The organism is Cupriavidus sp. SW-Y-13 (assembly GCF_009793345.1).
Classification (GTDB): domain Bacteria; phylum Pseudomonadota; class Gammaproteobacteria; order Burkholderiales; family Burkholderiaceae; genus Cupriavidus.
In genome coordinates, this window is record NZ_WHLX01000002.1 from 2455529 (window position 1) to 2469512 (window position 13984).

The window sequence follows — 13984 nt, forward strand, 5'->3', positions numbered from 1 at the left end:
AACGCAGAACGGGCCAGCATAGGCTGGCCCGTTCTGCTGCGATGCCATGCCGGTCAGACCGGCAATGCGGTGGCGACCAGAGCGGCGGCTGCACCGCTTGCTGCGGTGAGAGCGAGCCAGCCGCTGACGATCAGGGCGCTGTTCTTGAAGCTCATGATGGACTCCGAAAGAGGTTTTTCAACCGGAGCCCACATGGACTCCGGCTACTTGACGATGGCCGCCTGCATCCGGCGGATCTCAGGCGCGTGCGCCGTCGGTGTACACGTCGCGGGCACGGGCGCCGTCATAGAACGGGCTACGCGGTTCGTTCACGCCACGGGCGCCGTCCAGGTACGGATCGACCTTGCGGGCCGGGCTGGCCGAGACACCCACTTGATCCAGACCGGCGACGATGCGTGCGCCATCGGTGAACGGATCAGCCTTGCCAACCTTGGCACCGTCGGTGAACGGGTCGGCCTTGCCAACGCGTGCACCTTCCGAGAACGTGTCGAACTGGCCTTGACGCGCGCCATCGGTGAAGGCGTTGCGTTGGTCTTGCACGCGGTAGGTGTAGCCGTAGACGTTGCCAGCTTGCTGGGTGGGGGCGGCTTGCACAGCGCCGGTCACGAAAGCGGCGGCGAGGGCGGCGGCGGTCAGGATGGTCTTGGTGTTCATGATGCTCTCCTTGCAATGGCCGGGCGATCTCGTCTGTGTGGGTCGCGGGGCCTGTTTCTTGCGACTTCCGGTATTCGACTCTCTTTAGCTGCTATCTACTGATAGGTAGACTTCCTGCGCTGAAAAAAGACCGTTGCCGGTTCCGTGTACTGCCTGTCTTGTGTTGCGTGGAACGCTGCGGTTGCTGCACTGCGTCGTTCCATGGACTGAATAATATCTACTACTAGATAGAGAGACAAGGACTTTTATCGAACGCAATCGTAAAGTTCCTAAAATTGGCCGTTGCGCAGACCGCAGCGATTTCGTTGCAGTCCAGCTAACCTTATGATTTTTATTGGAAATTGCAGGAGACTATCGCCTGTCCGCGCCTGATTAGAGTTTTTGCTCTAATTCATGGGATTGCTGGGCGCGTAGCTGATCGCGTCGCGCAATCAGCCCCAGCAGCAGGATTCGCGTGTGCTCCTGCAGCACGTCCTGCACCCTCTGCGTCTCGGACTCGCCATACTCGTCCCAGCCCAGCGCGCGCAGGATGTGCCGGCGCATCACCTTGAAGGCGGCAATCTGGCTGTCGATGGCGACGGTGCGGATGCGCGTGTTTTCATCGGAAGCGGGCTGGCCGATCAGGCGGCCGATGACTGCCGAGGTCAGTGCCAGCAGGCGGCGGTTGATGCCGGCGTCGATGCGCTCGAAGGCGGCCGGTGGACCCAGGCCCGCGCGTTCCCGGGCCATGAACTGGCGCCAGTGGTCCGTTTCCGGGCATTCGTAGAGGAACATCGCAAAGCGGGCTTGCAGGGTCAGATAGGACTCGATCAGTTCGGCATCGGTCACGTCGGGACGCGCGAGATCGGCCTCGGTCTTGACGACGACATCTTCCACCAGCGCGAAGGCCCGCTCGACGAAATAGTCGATGCAGGCCAGATACACGCCTTCCTTGTTATCGAAGTAGTACTGCAGCGCCGGGGCGTTGACGTTGGCCGCGCGGGCGATGTCGCGCGTGGAGGCGCCATCGAAGCCATGCGCGGCGAACAGGCGCAACGCGGCGTCGATGATGCGTGCGCGGGTCTCTTCGCCGCGCTGGTAGCCGCCTTCGGCTGCTGGGCGGTGTCTCGCCATGGTGTGCGTGGTGGTTTCGTGGGAACAACCTGAAATATATCAGTTGACAGATTTCTTCCAAGTGGAATAATTGCGCCGCATCTGGACGCACCGCCGTCCTCCCTCCGTCTGAACGCCCCCCGATCCCCATGAGCGCCCCCGCTTCTGCATCTCCGGCCGTACCCGCTGGCAATGCCACGCCTTCCCGACCTTCCTCCCGTGCCTCGCGCCGCAAGACGCTGCTGATTGGGTTTGGCGTACTGTTGCTCGCCGCCGCGCTGGCGTATGGCGTGCGCTGGTGGGTCCATGGCCGTTTCATCGAAACCACGGACGACGCCTATATCCAGGCGGACAGCATTACCGTCGCCCCCAAGGTCAGCGGCTACGTGGCCGAGGTCTACGTGCGCGATAACCAGCAGGTCAAGGTCGGGCAGGAACTGGTGCGGCTCGACAATCGCCAGTACCAGGCGGCCTTCGACGAATCCACAGCCAACGTGGCATCGCGCCAGGCTGATGTGGCGCGTGCCGACGCCGACCTGCAGCAGCAGAAAGCCCGCATCGCCCAGGCTGCCGCCGAGGTGGACGGTGCCCGCGCCAACGCCCGCTACGCTGCTTCGCAAGTGGAACGTTATGCGCCGCTCGTCAAGACCGGGGCGGAGACCGAAGAGCGCACCGCCGAACTCCGCAATGCGCAGACACGCGCAGGCACCACGCTGGCCGCCAATGAAGCGGCGCTGCGTGTGGAGCAGAGCCAGACCGTGACGTTGCAGACCCGTCTGTTGCAGGCCCGCGCCCAGTTGGAAGTGGCCGAGGCCAGTGCGCGCAAGGCGAAGCTCGATCTCGAAGACACCGTAGTGCGCGCCACCACGGCCGGACGCGTGGCCGACAAGGGCGTGCGCGTGGGCCAGTTCGCGCAACCGGGCACCCGGCTGCTGACCGTGGTGCCGGTGCAGGACCTGTATCTGACCGCGAACTTCAAGGAAACGCAGGTGGGCCGCATGCGTGCCGGCCAGTCGGTGACGCTGCATGTGGACGCGCTGTCCGGCGAGACGCTGCACGGCGTGGTCGATAGTCTCTCGCCCGGCACGGGTTCGCAGTTCGCGCTGCTGCCCGCGCAGAACGCCACCGGCAACTTCACCAAGATCGTGCAACGCGTGCCGGTACGCATCCATGTGGATGTGCCGAACGAAGCGCGTCCGGTGCTGGTGCCGGGCCTGTCGGTCGTGGTCGACGTGGATACGCGCGAACTCCACCCGGCCAGCGCGCAGGCGCCCGCTGCTGCGCCTGCGGCATCCAACGGAGCCACCCATGGCTGAAGCCGGCGCCGCCAATCCTCTGGCGGCGGCACCGGCGGCGCAGCCTCCCAATGCCACGGCGGCCGACTGGATCGCCGTGGCCGCAGGCTCGCTCGGCGCGTTGCTGGCCACCCTCGATATCTCGATCACGAACTCCGCGTTGCCCCAGATCCAGGGGCAGATCGGCGCGGCCGGTACGGAAGGCACCTGGGTGTCCACCGGCTACCTGATGGCCGAGATCGTGATCATCCCGCTGACCGCGTGGCTCACGCGTGTGTTCGGGCTGCGCCGGTTCCTGATGTGGAACGCGCTGCTGTTTACCGCGTTCTCGATGATGTGCGGCATGGCCCATAGCCTGCCGGAGATGGTCGTCGGCCGGATCGGGCAGGGGTTTGCCGGCGGCGCGATGATCCCGACCGCGCAGACCATCGTGCGTACGCGGTTGCCACGCCACCAGATGCCTATCGGCATGTCGATGTTCGGGCTGATCGTACTGCTCGGGCCGCTGCTTGGCCCCGTGGTGGGCGGGTGGCTGGCCGAGAACATCAACTGGCGCTGGTGCTTCTTCCTGAACCTGCCGATCACCGCTGTGCTCGTGCCGCTGCTGTACTTCGGACTGAAGGCCGAACGCGCGGACGTGGAAGCGTTTTTCAAGGCCGATTGGCTCGGCATCGTGGGACTCGCCATCGGACTCAGTTCGCTGACCGTGGTGCTGGAGGAAGGGCAGCGCGAGCAGTGGTTCGAATCGCACAGCATCATTTACCTGTCGTTGTTGTCGGCCATCGGTTTGTCGATGATGCTGGTGAGCCAGTTCACGGCCAAGCAGCCTATCGTGCGACTGCGGCTGTTGCTCAACAAGAGCTATGCGAGCGTGATCCTGATCGTGTCGGTGGTGGGCGCAGGGCTGTATGGCGTGTCCTATCTGCTGCCGCAGTTTCTCTCGACGATTGCCGGCTATAACGCCGAGCAGGCGGGCGGCATCATGCTGATCTCGGGCATCCCTGCCTTCCTGCTGATGCCCGTGTTGCCACGTATTCTCGGCAAGTTCGACAGCCGATGGCTGGTGATTGCCGGACTCGTATGTTTCTTCGGCAGTTGCATGCTCGATATCGGATTGACTGCGGATAGCGTGGGTCACGATTTCACGTTCTCGCAGGTGCTGCGTGGTTTCGGGCAGATCCTCGCGATGATGCCGCTGAACCAGGCGTCGATGGCGGCCGTGGCCGTGCATGAGGCTGGCGACGCCGCTGGGCTCTACAACATGGCGCGCAACCTCGGCGGGTCGATCGGGCTGGCGCTGCTCGGCACGCTGATCGATCGCCGCAATGCGTACCACGACTCGGTGATCCGCGAATCGGTCACGGCCAACAGTTCGATCGGGCAGGACCATATGTCATCGACCATCGCGGGATTCGTCGCGCAAGGCGGTGACTATGCGCATGCGCAATTGCAGGCCGTCGCGCAACTCAGCGGCGAGATCGCGCGCCAGGCTGCCGTGATGACGTTCTCGGAAACCTTTTTTGCCCTCGGCATCGCGCTGCTGTGCTGCGTGCCGCTGGCGCTGTTGCTCAAGACGCCCCGTCCGGGCGCGCCGATTTCCTCCGGACACTGAACATGCCCGCTCTCTCTACTGCCAGATTGCTGGCCCTGTCCGCCGCGCTTTCCACCGCATTGCTCGCTGCGGGATGTACTGTCGGCCCCGACTATCGCAGCGCGCCCGAGGTGGCGGCCAACGCCATCGATGGTGGCAAGTTTCCGCACGCTCCCGCTGTGGCCGATGCCACCTCGCCGCGCGTGGCTGACTGGTGGCACGCACTGGGCGATGCGCAACTCGATACGCTGATTGCAGATGCGCTGAAGCAAAGCCCCGATATCGACGCCGCGCGTGCCCGCGTGCGGCAGGCGCGCGCCGGTCTCAACAGCAACAAGGCCAATCTGCTGCCGAAGGTGGGACTCGACGCAACCATGCTGCGCACCCGTTCGCCGGATCTTTCCGCGCTGTCGGGTGAAGGCTCGTCGGGCGGCGGGCGCGGACCGTTATCGCTGTATGTCGCCGGCTTCGATGCAAGCTGGGAAATCGACCTGTTCGGCGGCACGCGCCGTGCGATCGAAGCGGCTTCCGCCGAGGCCGATGCCGCTTCGGCGCAGCTAGCGGACGCGCACGTGCAACTGGCTGCCGAAGTGGCGCAGGCATATGTGACGTTGCGCGAGCAACAGGCCAGCCTCGCACACTTGCAGGCGTCGGAGAAGCTCGAAGCGGACATGCTCGACCTCACGCAGCAGCGCCGCGCACGCGGCGTGGCATCGCAGCTCGAAGTGGAGCGCCTGCTGACCCAGCTCGACAACACGCGCGCGCAGATGTCGCCCGTGCAGGCCGGTATCGCCGAATCGTTCGACGAGCTTGCGTTGTTGACGGGTCGTGCGCCGGGTGAACTCGATGGGTCGCTGTCGGCGCCGCGGCCGTTGCCCACGGTGCCCGAGACCGTGGCGGTGGGTGATCCCGCTGCATTGCTCAAGGCGCGTCCCGACATCCGCGCAGCAGAACGCAAGCTTGCATCGAGCACGGCACAGATCGGCGCGCGCAAGGCCGACTGGTTCCCGAAGCTGTCACTGCTCGGCTCGCTCGGTTTCAGCGCACTGGACCCCGGCCATCTGGTTCGCAAGGAGAATGGCATCTGGCTGACGCTGCCGCGCCTGCAGTGGAACATTCTCGATTTCGGCCGCGTGGCAGCGGGCGTGGATAGTGCCGAAGGTGGCCGCGACGAAGCCGAGGCCAACTATCGCAGCACGGTACTCAAGGCATTGCGCGATGCAGACGTGGCGCTGTCGCGCTATGGCCATCAGCGTGAGCACGTGGTGGTATTGCGCCGCGTGGAAGCTTCCGCCGAACGCGCGTCTACGCTGCAACAGCAACGCTACCGCGCCGGCACGGCCAGCATGCTCGAATGGCTCGACGTGGAACGCACCCGCGTCGTGGCACAGCAGGATCGTATTTCGGGAGACGCCAATCTGCTGAAGGATTACGTGTCGCTGCAGAAGGCGCTGGGGCTGGGGTGGCAGGTGGAGAAGTCTTGAACTGCTGATTGTCTTGCCGGTTTTCTCCCCTCTCCCGCGCGCGGCAGAGGGGCGGGGGAGAGGGCAAGCGGTGCAAATTGCGATGTGATCGGCAGCAGAACCTCCGGCCCTCTCCCCCAACCCCTCTCCCATTGCATGGGAGAGGGGAGCAACACCGTGGGGTAGGTCAGTCCTGACCCACCCGCACCATCCCCGGCTGTTTCCACCGGCCATCCACTACCTCCGCCTTCGGCAGATACATCCGCAACACCGCATAGAACGGACCATCCGGCGTCGGCAGCCAGTTCTCGCTTGCACCCACCGGCGCAGCGCGCTGCAACTGCAACGTGATGCCCCCATCCGCATCGCGCTTCAACTTGCCAAGCATCCGCGAGTTGATCAGGTAACGGTTGATCGGATTCTCGACCAGCAGCTTGGACTTGCTGTCATACATCGTGATCGACCAGAACGCGTTGGCCGGCGGCAAAGCGTCCTTGGCGAAGCGCAGCGTGTAGGCGTTCCGTCCATCGAGCGGCTTCCGTTCGCTGTCGGCCTGATAGCTCAGGTAGATGGCTTCATCCGGCGTGACGCCATAAATCCCCAACGCAGCACCCGCATAGCGATACAGGTAGTTGTTCTGCAGCTTCGCGCGCGAGCCGAACAGTTCGCCGGTACGGACTTCGCCGGTGCGCAGCTTCTTCGCCTGAAATGTGGCAAGGTCCGCGCGGGCATCGGCAATGCCGGCTTCCATGGCCTGACGGATCTCGGGCGTCAGCGCGCGCTCGTCGAACGACAGGCCCGGTCCCACGCCGATGGCGGCCAGGCGCTGCATCAGTGCGGCTTCGCCGGGGTTGGCCTGCGCCAGCCCGAGCATGACATCGAGATAGCGGAACAGCGCCACGCCCTGCGTGGCATCCGCTTGCGGACGCGGCCATGCGATGGCCGGCGACGCCGCCGGGGCTGGCTTGCCAAGGAACGCCGAGAGCGGTTGCACCGTGTAGCGTTTCTGGATCTGGTTCACACGCGCGAGGTCTGCATCGTCGAACAGTTGCGTGCGATACAGCGCGTAGGCAATATCCGATTCGCTACGCACGACGCGGTCGATGCCTGCGGGCGTGGGCCCTTTCCAATTGGGTCCGGCTACCAGGAAGCGTCCGCCTTTGTTCCCGGTCTCGCGCGTGCCGAGAAAGCCGAAGATGTGCGTGTAGATGTCGAGCAACTGCACGGAGTAGTAGCGCTCCGCTTCCACGGCGGGCAGCGTCAGCACCATCGGCTCCGCGCGCAGGTCCAGCCATGCGAACGAGTACGGCGTGTCCGCGTTGGGCGTGATGATCGCGGTGTCGCGCGGGGAGAACGTGCCGCTGGCATGGCCGATCTGGTTCAGCGGCGCCTTGAAATTGGCATCGTCCCGATCCACGGCTTGTGAATACAGCGTGGTGTACGACGCCACCACGGGATACCCATAGATATAGGCTTCACGAGCCAGGGTACGGGCCTGCTCTGGCGTGGCGGTTACGCCATTGGCAGCGCCACAGGGTTGGGCCATTGCGGCCATTCCCGCAGCCGCGAGCAGCAGGCGACGGGTAGTCTTCCACATCATTGTCTTCTCCTTCGTATTGCTTTATGGCAGGTTGCGTCGCAGCATGACGCGACGCGATTCTGACCCGATCCGGCCATTCGGTTTTTGATCTTTCACCCGGTCGGATGCAGAGCCGATGCAGGAGAAACGCCGACAGCGGAACCGGACGAAACCTGCTGTGGCCGAATCAGGGCACGCGGCAAACTGCCCAGTGGAAAGGGCTGCCCACTACTGGTCAGTCCGAGAAGAAGAATCTGGCGACCGGGGCAATGGACGTCTGGGAGAGGATCATGGCGCTGATGCTGAGGGGAGGGGGGAGCACTGCGACGGGGCGCGGCGTGCCGTGCTCGCCGCATGGCCGGCCATTGCGCCAGAGTGCGCGCGGGCTGGCGATGCTGCTATGCGTCACCCTGTGGCTCGGCCTGCTGGCCGGTTGCGCCAGCCTGCCTGCCAACGCGGGCCGCACGCCGAGCGTTGCCATTACCGATGTCGGCGATACCACGCTGGCGCGTGCGCTACGACCGCGCCTGGCCAACTATCCCGGCCAGTCGATCTTCTACCCACTCGGGTCGGGGCCTGACGCGCTGACGGCGCGTATTGCGCTGGCGCGTGCCGCGCAGAAGACGCTGGACATGCAGTACTACATCTACGACGTGGACACCACCGGCAGCGCGTTGATGGGCGAGGTCATCGACGCGGCGGATCGTGGCGTGCGCGTGCGCATCCTGATGGACGACATCCACACCGGCAAGCAGGACAAGACGTGGGCCGCGCTGGATTCGCATCCCAATATCGAGGTGCGCATCTTCAACCCGTTTGCCAACCGCAGCATGCGCTGGGCGGAAATGATCTACGACTTCGGCCGGATCAATCGCCGCATGCACAACAAGCAACTGACGGTGGACAACACGGTGACCATTGTCGGTGGCCGCAACATCGGCGATGCGTACTTCTCGGCCAAGCCGGACATGAGCTTCAGCGATCTCGACGTGATGGTGGGCGGCCCCGCCGCGCCGGCCGCGAGCAAGGTGTTCGACGCCTACTGGAACAGCGAGAACGCCTATCCGATCGGCACGCTGCTCAAGGACAACAAGGAGGCGCCGGCGGAGTTGCGCGCGTTCCGCAAGCAGATCGAAGCCAAGGGCGACATGGCCAAGGCCAGTCCGCTGGTGCAGGAACTGGTGGACAAGGGCCTGGCGCGCGGTATCGAGATGGGCCACCTGCCGGGCTTTATCGGTGGGGCCCGTGTGATTTCCGACAAGCCCGACAAGGTGGAGGACGATCCCGACGATCCGTCCACGCATGCCATTCCCCAGTTGCGCGCGCTGATGGAAAAGGCCGAGCGCGAACTGGTGCTGGTATCACCGTACTTCGTGCCCGACGAAGAGAACCAGAAATGGCTGGCCGGCATCGCCAAACGCGGCGTGATCGTCAAGGTACTGACCAACTCGTTTGCCGCCACCGACGTGGCCGCCGTGCATGCCGGCTACGCGCCGACGCGCAAGGCGATGCTGCAGGCGGGTGTGGAACTCTATGAACTGAAACCCACGGCCAATGCGGATCTGGCGAAGAGCCGCACGCGCAAGAGCCGGATGTTTGCCTCGAGCCGGGCGAGTCTGCATGCCAAGGCCTATGTGGTGGACCGGCACCTGCTGTTCATCGGATCGCTGAACCTGGACCCGCGCTCCATCAAGCTCAATACGGAGATGGGTGTGGTGCTCGACAGCGTGCCGATGGCCACGCAACTGGTGGAGGGCATGGAGAAGGATTTGATGCAGATAGCCTGGCGCGTGCAACTGAAGAAAGGCGAGAACGGCGCCGAATCGCTGACGTGGACCACCATCGAGAACGGCAAGGAAGTGGTGTCCGACAGCGAGCCCGATATGAACGTGTGGCAGCACATGGGCATCGGCATCCTGCGGGTGCTGCCGGTGGAGGATCAGTTGTAGCCGCTACGCCTCGGGAGGCGCTCCCGTCGCCGCAGGCTTGAGCAGCGTCAGCAGGAATTCCTGCAATGTCGAGAGTTCCGTCGCCACCCCCGCCGGAAACCCTTGCCGGCCGCCGCGCCGGTCGATCAGCAGTTCAGTGAGTAACGCGGACACCGACGCCGCATTGCCTAGCGCTGCCATCTGGTTGGCGATGCGCGGATACGTATGGAACAACTCCAGCGGACGCACCTCGCGCGGCAGGTAGGCCAGCCACTTGAGCGCGGCGGGACTCAGCGCGAGCTTGACGGCGTCGGGCGGCTCACGCAGCGCGCTCCAGTCCACCTGGGCCGCGACTGCCGCTGCAGAGGGCTCGCCGTCGAGGACTTTCTTGGCCTCTTCGACACTCACGAATTCGAACGACAAGGGATCCATGGCTGGTACTCGTGGAAGAAAGATTTCACGGCGACGCCCATGTTAACGGACGGCCTGAGGCAATCCTGAGCTTTTTTTTCGGATGCCGTGCGCGAATGTCATGGGTGGATGCGCCATTGTTCATGGCAAGCGGTTCCGCGTGGCCCGAGACTGCAAAGGTGACAAGGACAAACGGGCAAGGAGCCTGCCATGACCTGGAACCTCTTGATCGATTCGGACTGCATCCCCGTGGCGCTGCGCGCTGGTGCGCGGCTCGCCTGCCAGGCCGGCAGCCTGTGGGTGACGGTGGAGCACGCGCAGGCCAGGCGCTCGGAAGACATCGTGTTGCTGCCGGGGCAAAGCCACTGCGTGACGGAAACTGCCACCTATTTTCTGAGCGCGCTGCGGGGCGCAGGCGCCGTGCAATGCCGCATCACCGCGCCGCAGGATGCGCGGCTGGCGCTGCGCCTGGCCTGACGCGTGCCGCTTCCTCCCGAATCCATTCCGCCACATGCCGCACGTCTTGGCGCGGCTGTTCGGTGGCATGGATCAGCCAATAGGCATTGGGGCTGGGCATGGCGGCACCTGCCGTGGTCAGCACCTGCAACTGACCGCCTGCGAGCAGTGGCTCGATCAGTTCCAGGCGTCCCAGCGTCACGCCCTGGCCAGCCAGCGCCGCCTGGATGACCTGGTCGTACTGGTTGAAGCGCAGCATGCCGCGGCGGTTGGCTTGCCGGTAGCCCTGCGCGCCGAGCCAGTTGCGCCAGCCCAGCCACGGTCGTGGATCGTCAAGTTCGAGCAAGGGCAGGCCCGCGAGCGTATCGGCCGAGAGCACGGCCGGAATGCCCAGCGTGGCATTGGCAACAGGCGCGATGGTCTCGTCGAAGAGGCGGATTGCATGCGGCGGCGCGGCCGATGCCGGGCAGTAGCGGATGGCCAGGTCGATACCGTCCGCCCGCAGATCGCTGATTGCGTTGATGGCCGACAGTCGCACATCGAGTTGCGGAAATTGCCGCTGCAGGCTGCCGAGCCTCGGCAGCAGCCAGAGCCCCGCCACGCCGATGCTGGCCGTCACGGTAACGGGTTGCCGCCCCTCGCGTTTGCGGATTTCCCCGGCCACGTCCTGCAGTTGCTGCACCGCGCCATCGGCGCTGCGGAACAGGCGCTCGCCCTCCGGGGTGAAGGCCACGCCCCGATGCTGGCGCACGAACAGGCGCACTTGCAGATGGTCTTCCAGCGCGCGGATCTGGCGGCTCATGGCGGATTGGGTCAGGCACAGGTCGTCGGCCGCCTGGGTGATGCTCATGCGCCGGCCCACGGCCACAAAGCCCTTCAAGAGATCGAGTGGAAACAGGCGGACGAGCGGAACGGACATGGTGACGGGGGCGCATCAGAGAATCGATGCGTGGGATTACAGCACGGAACCGGATCGTCAGCCATGCGTGATGGGAATGTCTGGAGGGTCGAAAACTCGTTTGAATCCGTGCCACTTTTCGCCTGAAATATGGCCATTGCCATCGCTTCACCTCAGGAACTCCGCCATGCGTGCCAAGACTGCCAGACCCAACTCGCTCGCTGCCGCCGAAGCGCCGTGGTGGCGCGCCACCGGATTCCTGCTGCTGGCGGCGGGGCTCGTGCTGGGCCTGTCGCTGGGCGTGCGCCACGTGCAGGGGTTGTTCCTGCTGCCGATCGTCGCCGAGCGGGGATGGACGCGCGACACCGTGGCCTTCGCCATGGCCGTGCAGAACCTGGTCTGGGGTCTCTCGCAGCCTCTCATGGGCATGGTGGCGGACCGGCTCGGCTCGTGGAAGGCGATGCTGGCCGGCGTGGTGCTTTATGGCATCGGCCTGGCAGGCATGGCACTCGCGCCTTCCACGACCGGCTTTGTGGCGATGGCCGGCGTGTGCATCGGCATCGCACAGTCCGGCACCACGTTCGGCGTGGTCTATGGCGCGCTGAGCCGCATGACGCCGCCCACGCAGCGCAGCCGCATGCTCGGCATCGCCGGTGCGCTGGGCGGCGTTGGCCAGTTCCTGATGGTGCCCATTGCGCAGGCATTGCTATCGGGCGTGGGATGGCAGCAGGCGCTGCTGGTGTTCGCCGTAGTGATGGCGGTGCTGCTGCCGTTTGCGTTGCCGTTTCGGGATCGCCCGGTGCAGCCAGCGAGCGGCGCTATCGATGCCGAAGGGGACGAGCAGCCCATGGGCGCGGCTATCCGCGAAGCGTTTGGCCATTCCGGTTTCTGGCTGCTGAACCTGGGATTCCTCGCTTGCGGGTTTCAACTGGCCTTCATCGCGAACCATCTGCCGGCCTATCTGCGCGACAAGGGCATGGCGCCGGACAGCGCGATGGTGGCACTGGCATTGATTGCGCTGGCCAATATTTTCGGCACCTATTGCTTTGGCTGGCTGGGCGGGCGGCATACGCGCAAATACCTGCTGGCGGGCATCTATCTGGCGCGTACCTCGGCCATGGCGTTGTTCGTATTGCTGCCGTTGAGTGCGTGGACTCTCTATGGCTTTGCAGCCGTGATGGGATTCCTGTGGCTGGGCACCGTGCCGTTGACCAGCGGCATCGTCTCGCAGGTGTTCGGCGTGCGATACATCACCACGCTGTTCGGCTTCGTGTTCTTCGGGCATCAGTTAGGGTCGTTCCTGGGCGTGTGGCTGGGCGGGCTGGTATTCGAGCTGACGCATTCCTATGATCCAGTGTGGATGGGCGCGATGGCGCTGGGGGTGGTGGCCGCCGCGCTGCACTGGCCCATCGACGATCGCGAAGTGGTGCGCGCGCCGTGGCAGGCGGCGCGGACCTGACGCGCGCTGCGTGCATCGGCATGGCTGCTGCGAGTGGTGTAAGCTCCGCGCGAGGGCGCCGTCTGCGGACGGCGCGAACCTGCTCGAACCTGCCTGGATACGGATACGGAGGCCCCGCCATGCTCAATCGATTCTTTGCCTGGACAGGCGCCATCGCCGTGGCCATTGCGATGAGTGCCTGCGCCACGCTGCAGCCTGAAGAGACCGGCAAGAAACTGATCGGCAGCCCGCAGGCTACCGTGCGCGATACCTTCGGCGCTCCCACCGAGACATTCCAGCTGGCGGACGGCACGCAACGCTGGATCTATTCGAAGCAGCCGTACGGCTTCGATATCTACGCTGCCGATTTCGATGCGAGCGGCCGGCTGACGAACTATCGCCAGATGCTGACGGAAGCCGAGATCTACACCGCGCGTCCCGGCGTCTGGACCAAGAAAGATGCGCTGGAACGCTGGGGCACGCCGAAGGAGCCGATCCAGTACTACGCGCTGATGAAACGCGAGGCGTGGTCGTACCGCATGTACCTGCCCGGCTATGTGCCGGCCCATTTCAGCATCTACTTCGACGACAACGGCGTACTGGATCGCACGATGATCATTCAGGATGCTCGCGGCAGCGATCGCAGCAAGCGCTGATCGGGCGTTGGGTTAGCGACGCGTTCACAGCTTTTGCAATGCGGCCAGCCGGAAGATGGTTTCCCACCGGCTGGCCGCATTGCGATCCGGCACCGGAATCGCCCACTCGGCCTGCTTGTGGTGGTGCAATGCCAGCACGATGTACCAGCGCCCCTCGCGCGCCTCGGGCCTCGAATTGGCGATATCGGCAAAGATCAGCATCTCGCGCTGGCCGTTCATCTCGATCACGGCGTTCTTGCGCTCCGCATCCACCTTCAGCGTTCCCCAGTCTCCTGCCAGCGTCAGCACGCGCTCGCCGCCGACGCGCTTGCCGTGAATCGCACGGTAGCGGCGCAGCCATGCCAGGAACAGTGCGGTGAGTGCAGCCAATATGGCGATTACCGCGGCTGCACCGGCCACGGTGCCAAAGGCGCCAGCTACGTTCTGGTAAAGGCGGACCAGGCCGTAGATAAAGGCGATGAGAATCGCCAGTCCGAGAAGAATGATGGGCACGTCGAGTTCCAGATGTGTGCGTTGAGGCGCG

The 13984-nt window shown here is 64.7% G+C and carries 13 protein-coding genes; 7 read left to right on the forward strand and 6 right to left on the reverse strand.

Annotated features, from left to right (window positions below; all coding sequences use genetic code 11):
• Nucleotides 1–237 precede the first annotated feature (237 nt).
• A complete protein-coding gene (locus GA566_RS26440; protein ID WP_137927615.1) occupies nucleotides 238–654 on the reverse strand; it encodes a copper resistance protein CopQ in 417 nt (138 codons plus the stop codon).
• A 372-nt stretch (nucleotides 655–1026) separates the two neighbouring features.
• Nucleotides 1027–1767, reverse strand: coding sequence for a CerR family C-terminal domain-containing protein (locus GA566_RS26445; RefSeq protein WP_160474485.1), 741 nt, complete (start codon nucleotides 1765–1767; stop codon nucleotides 1027–1029).
• A 128-nt stretch (nucleotides 1768–1895) separates the two neighbouring features.
• On the opposite strand from GA566_RS26445, the gene GA566_RS26450 reads away from it, so the two are divergent.
• Genes GA566_RS26450 through GA566_RS26460 form a run of 3 tightly spaced genes read left to right on the forward strand, consistent with a single transcriptional unit; the run spans nucleotide 1896 to nucleotide 6116 of the window.
• The gene (locus GA566_RS26450) at nucleotides 1896–3062 is read left to right on the forward strand and encodes an HlyD family secretion protein (protein WP_137927617.1); all 1167 of its coding nucleotides are present in this window, start codon (nucleotides 1896–1898) and stop codon (nucleotides 3060–3062) included.
• Nucleotides 3055–4653, forward strand: a complete 1599-nt coding sequence (locus GA566_RS26455; protein WP_137927618.1) for an MDR family MFS transporter — start codon at nucleotides 3055–3057, stop codon at nucleotides 4651–4653. The genes GA566_RS26450 and GA566_RS26455 overlap by 8 nt, the downstream gene beginning before the upstream one ends.
• Before the next feature lie 2 nt (nucleotides 4654–4655).
• Entirely contained in the window at nucleotides 4656–6116 is a 1461-nt protein-coding gene (locus GA566_RS26460; protein ID WP_160474486.1) for an efflux transporter outer membrane subunit, read from the forward strand.
• Between the two features lie 166 nt (nucleotides 6117–6282).
• Here GA566_RS26460 and GA566_RS26465 read toward each other — a convergent pair whose 3' ends face one another.
• The gene (locus tag GA566_RS26465; protein WP_137927620.1) at nucleotides 6283–7695 is read right to left on the reverse strand and encodes a DUF1254 domain-containing protein; all 1413 of its coding nucleotides are present in this window, start codon (nucleotides 7693–7695) and stop codon (nucleotides 6283–6285) included.
• Between the two features lie 269 nt (nucleotides 7696–7964).
• On the opposite strand from GA566_RS26465, the gene GA566_RS26470 reads away from it, so the two are divergent.
• Nucleotides 7965–9623: a phospholipase D family protein gene (locus GA566_RS26470; RefSeq protein ID WP_237380677.1), complete on the forward strand. Its 1659-nt coding sequence runs from the start codon at nucleotides 7965–7967 to the stop codon at nucleotides 9621–9623.
• Nucleotides 9624–9626: 3 nt separating this feature from the next.
• Here GA566_RS26470 and GA566_RS26475 read toward each other — a convergent pair whose 3' ends face one another.
• Nucleotides 9627–10034: a hypothetical protein gene (locus GA566_RS26475; protein ID WP_160474487.1), complete on the reverse strand. Its 408-nt coding sequence runs from the start codon at nucleotides 10032–10034 to the stop codon at nucleotides 9627–9629.
• A 189-nt stretch (nucleotides 10035–10223) separates the two neighbouring features.
• Here GA566_RS26475 and GA566_RS26480 point away from each other — a divergent pair, with 189 nt between their 5' ends.
• Complete coding sequence (locus tag GA566_RS26480; RefSeq protein WP_137927622.1) at nucleotides 10224–10490, forward strand: DUF2917 domain-containing protein; 267 nt, start codon at nucleotides 10224–10226, stop codon at nucleotides 10488–10490.
• Here GA566_RS26480 and GA566_RS26485 read toward each other — a convergent pair.
• The gene (locus tag GA566_RS26485; RefSeq protein ID WP_160474488.1) at nucleotides 10447–11388 is read right to left on the reverse strand and encodes a LysR substrate-binding domain-containing protein; all 942 of its coding nucleotides are present in this window, start codon (nucleotides 11386–11388) and stop codon (nucleotides 10447–10449) included. The genes GA566_RS26480 and GA566_RS26485 overlap by 44 nt on opposite strands.
• A 166-nt stretch (nucleotides 11389–11554) precedes the next feature.
• Here GA566_RS26485 and GA566_RS26490 point away from each other — a divergent pair, with 166 nt between their 5' ends.
• The gene (locus GA566_RS26490) at nucleotides 11555–12826 is read left to right on the forward strand and encodes an MFS transporter (RefSeq protein ID WP_237380679.1); all 1272 of its coding nucleotides are present in this window, start codon (nucleotides 11555–11557) and stop codon (nucleotides 12824–12826) included.
• A 119-nt stretch (nucleotides 12827–12945) separates the two neighbouring features.
• Nucleotides 12946–13461: a hypothetical protein gene (locus GA566_RS26495; RefSeq protein ID WP_137927625.1), complete on the forward strand. Its 516-nt coding sequence runs from the start codon at nucleotides 12946–12948 to the stop codon at nucleotides 13459–13461.
• A gap of 24 nt (nucleotides 13462–13485) precedes the next feature.
• Here the strand turns inward: GA566_RS26495 and GA566_RS26500 are convergent, their stop codons facing one another.
• The gene (locus GA566_RS26500; RefSeq protein ID WP_160474489.1) at nucleotides 13486–13953 is read right to left on the reverse strand and encodes a hypothetical protein; all 468 of its coding nucleotides are present in this window, start codon (nucleotides 13951–13953) and stop codon (nucleotides 13486–13488) included.
• Between the last annotated feature and the right edge of the window lie 31 nt (nucleotides 13954–13984).

Excerpts from the sequence above, each read along its gene's own strand:
- GA566_RS26465 (WP_137927620.1), bottom strand. The coding sequence starts at position 7,695 with ATGATGTGGAAGACTACCCGTCGCCTGCTGCTCGCGGCTGCGGGAATG.
- GA566_RS26475 (WP_160474487.1), bottom strand. The coding sequence starts at position 10,034 with ATGGATCCCTTGTCGTTCGAATTCGTGAGTGTCGAAGAGGCCAAGAAA.
- GA566_RS26445 (WP_160474485.1), bottom strand. The coding sequence starts at position 1,767 with ATGGCGAGACACCGCCCAGCAGCCGAAGGCGGCTACCAGCGCGGCGAA.
- GA566_RS26455 (WP_137927618.1), top strand. The coding sequence starts at position 3,055 with ATGGCTGAAGCCGGCGCCGCCAATCCTCTGGCGGCGGCACCGGCGGCG.
- GA566_RS26440 (WP_137927615.1), bottom strand. The coding sequence starts at position 654 with ATGAACACCAAGACCATCCTGACCGCCGCCGCCCTCGCCGCCGCTTTC.
- GA566_RS26460 (WP_160474486.1), top strand. The coding sequence starts at position 4,656 with ATGCCCGCTCTCTCTACTGCCAGATTGCTGGCCCTGTCCGCCGCGCTT.
- GA566_RS26470 (WP_237380677.1), top strand. The coding sequence starts at position 7,965 with ATGGCGCTGATGCTGAGGGGAGGGGGGAGCACTGCGACGGGGCGCGGC.
- GA566_RS26495 (WP_137927625.1), top strand. The coding sequence starts at position 12,946 with ATGCTCAATCGATTCTTTGCCTGGACAGGCGCCATCGCCGTGGCCATT.
- GA566_RS26480 (WP_137927622.1), top strand. The coding sequence starts at position 10,224 with ATGACCTGGAACCTCTTGATCGATTCGGACTGCATCCCCGTGGCGCTG.
- GA566_RS26490 (WP_237380679.1), top strand. The coding sequence starts at position 11,555 with ATGCGTGCCAAGACTGCCAGACCCAACTCGCTCGCTGCCGCCGAAGCG.
- GA566_RS26450 (WP_137927617.1), top strand. The coding sequence starts at position 1,896 with ATGAGCGCCCCCGCTTCTGCATCTCCGGCCGTACCCGCTGGCAATGCC.
- GA566_RS26485 (WP_160474488.1), bottom strand. The coding sequence starts at position 11,388 with ATGTCCGTTCCGCTCGTCCGCCTGTTTCCACTCGATCTCTTGAAGGGC.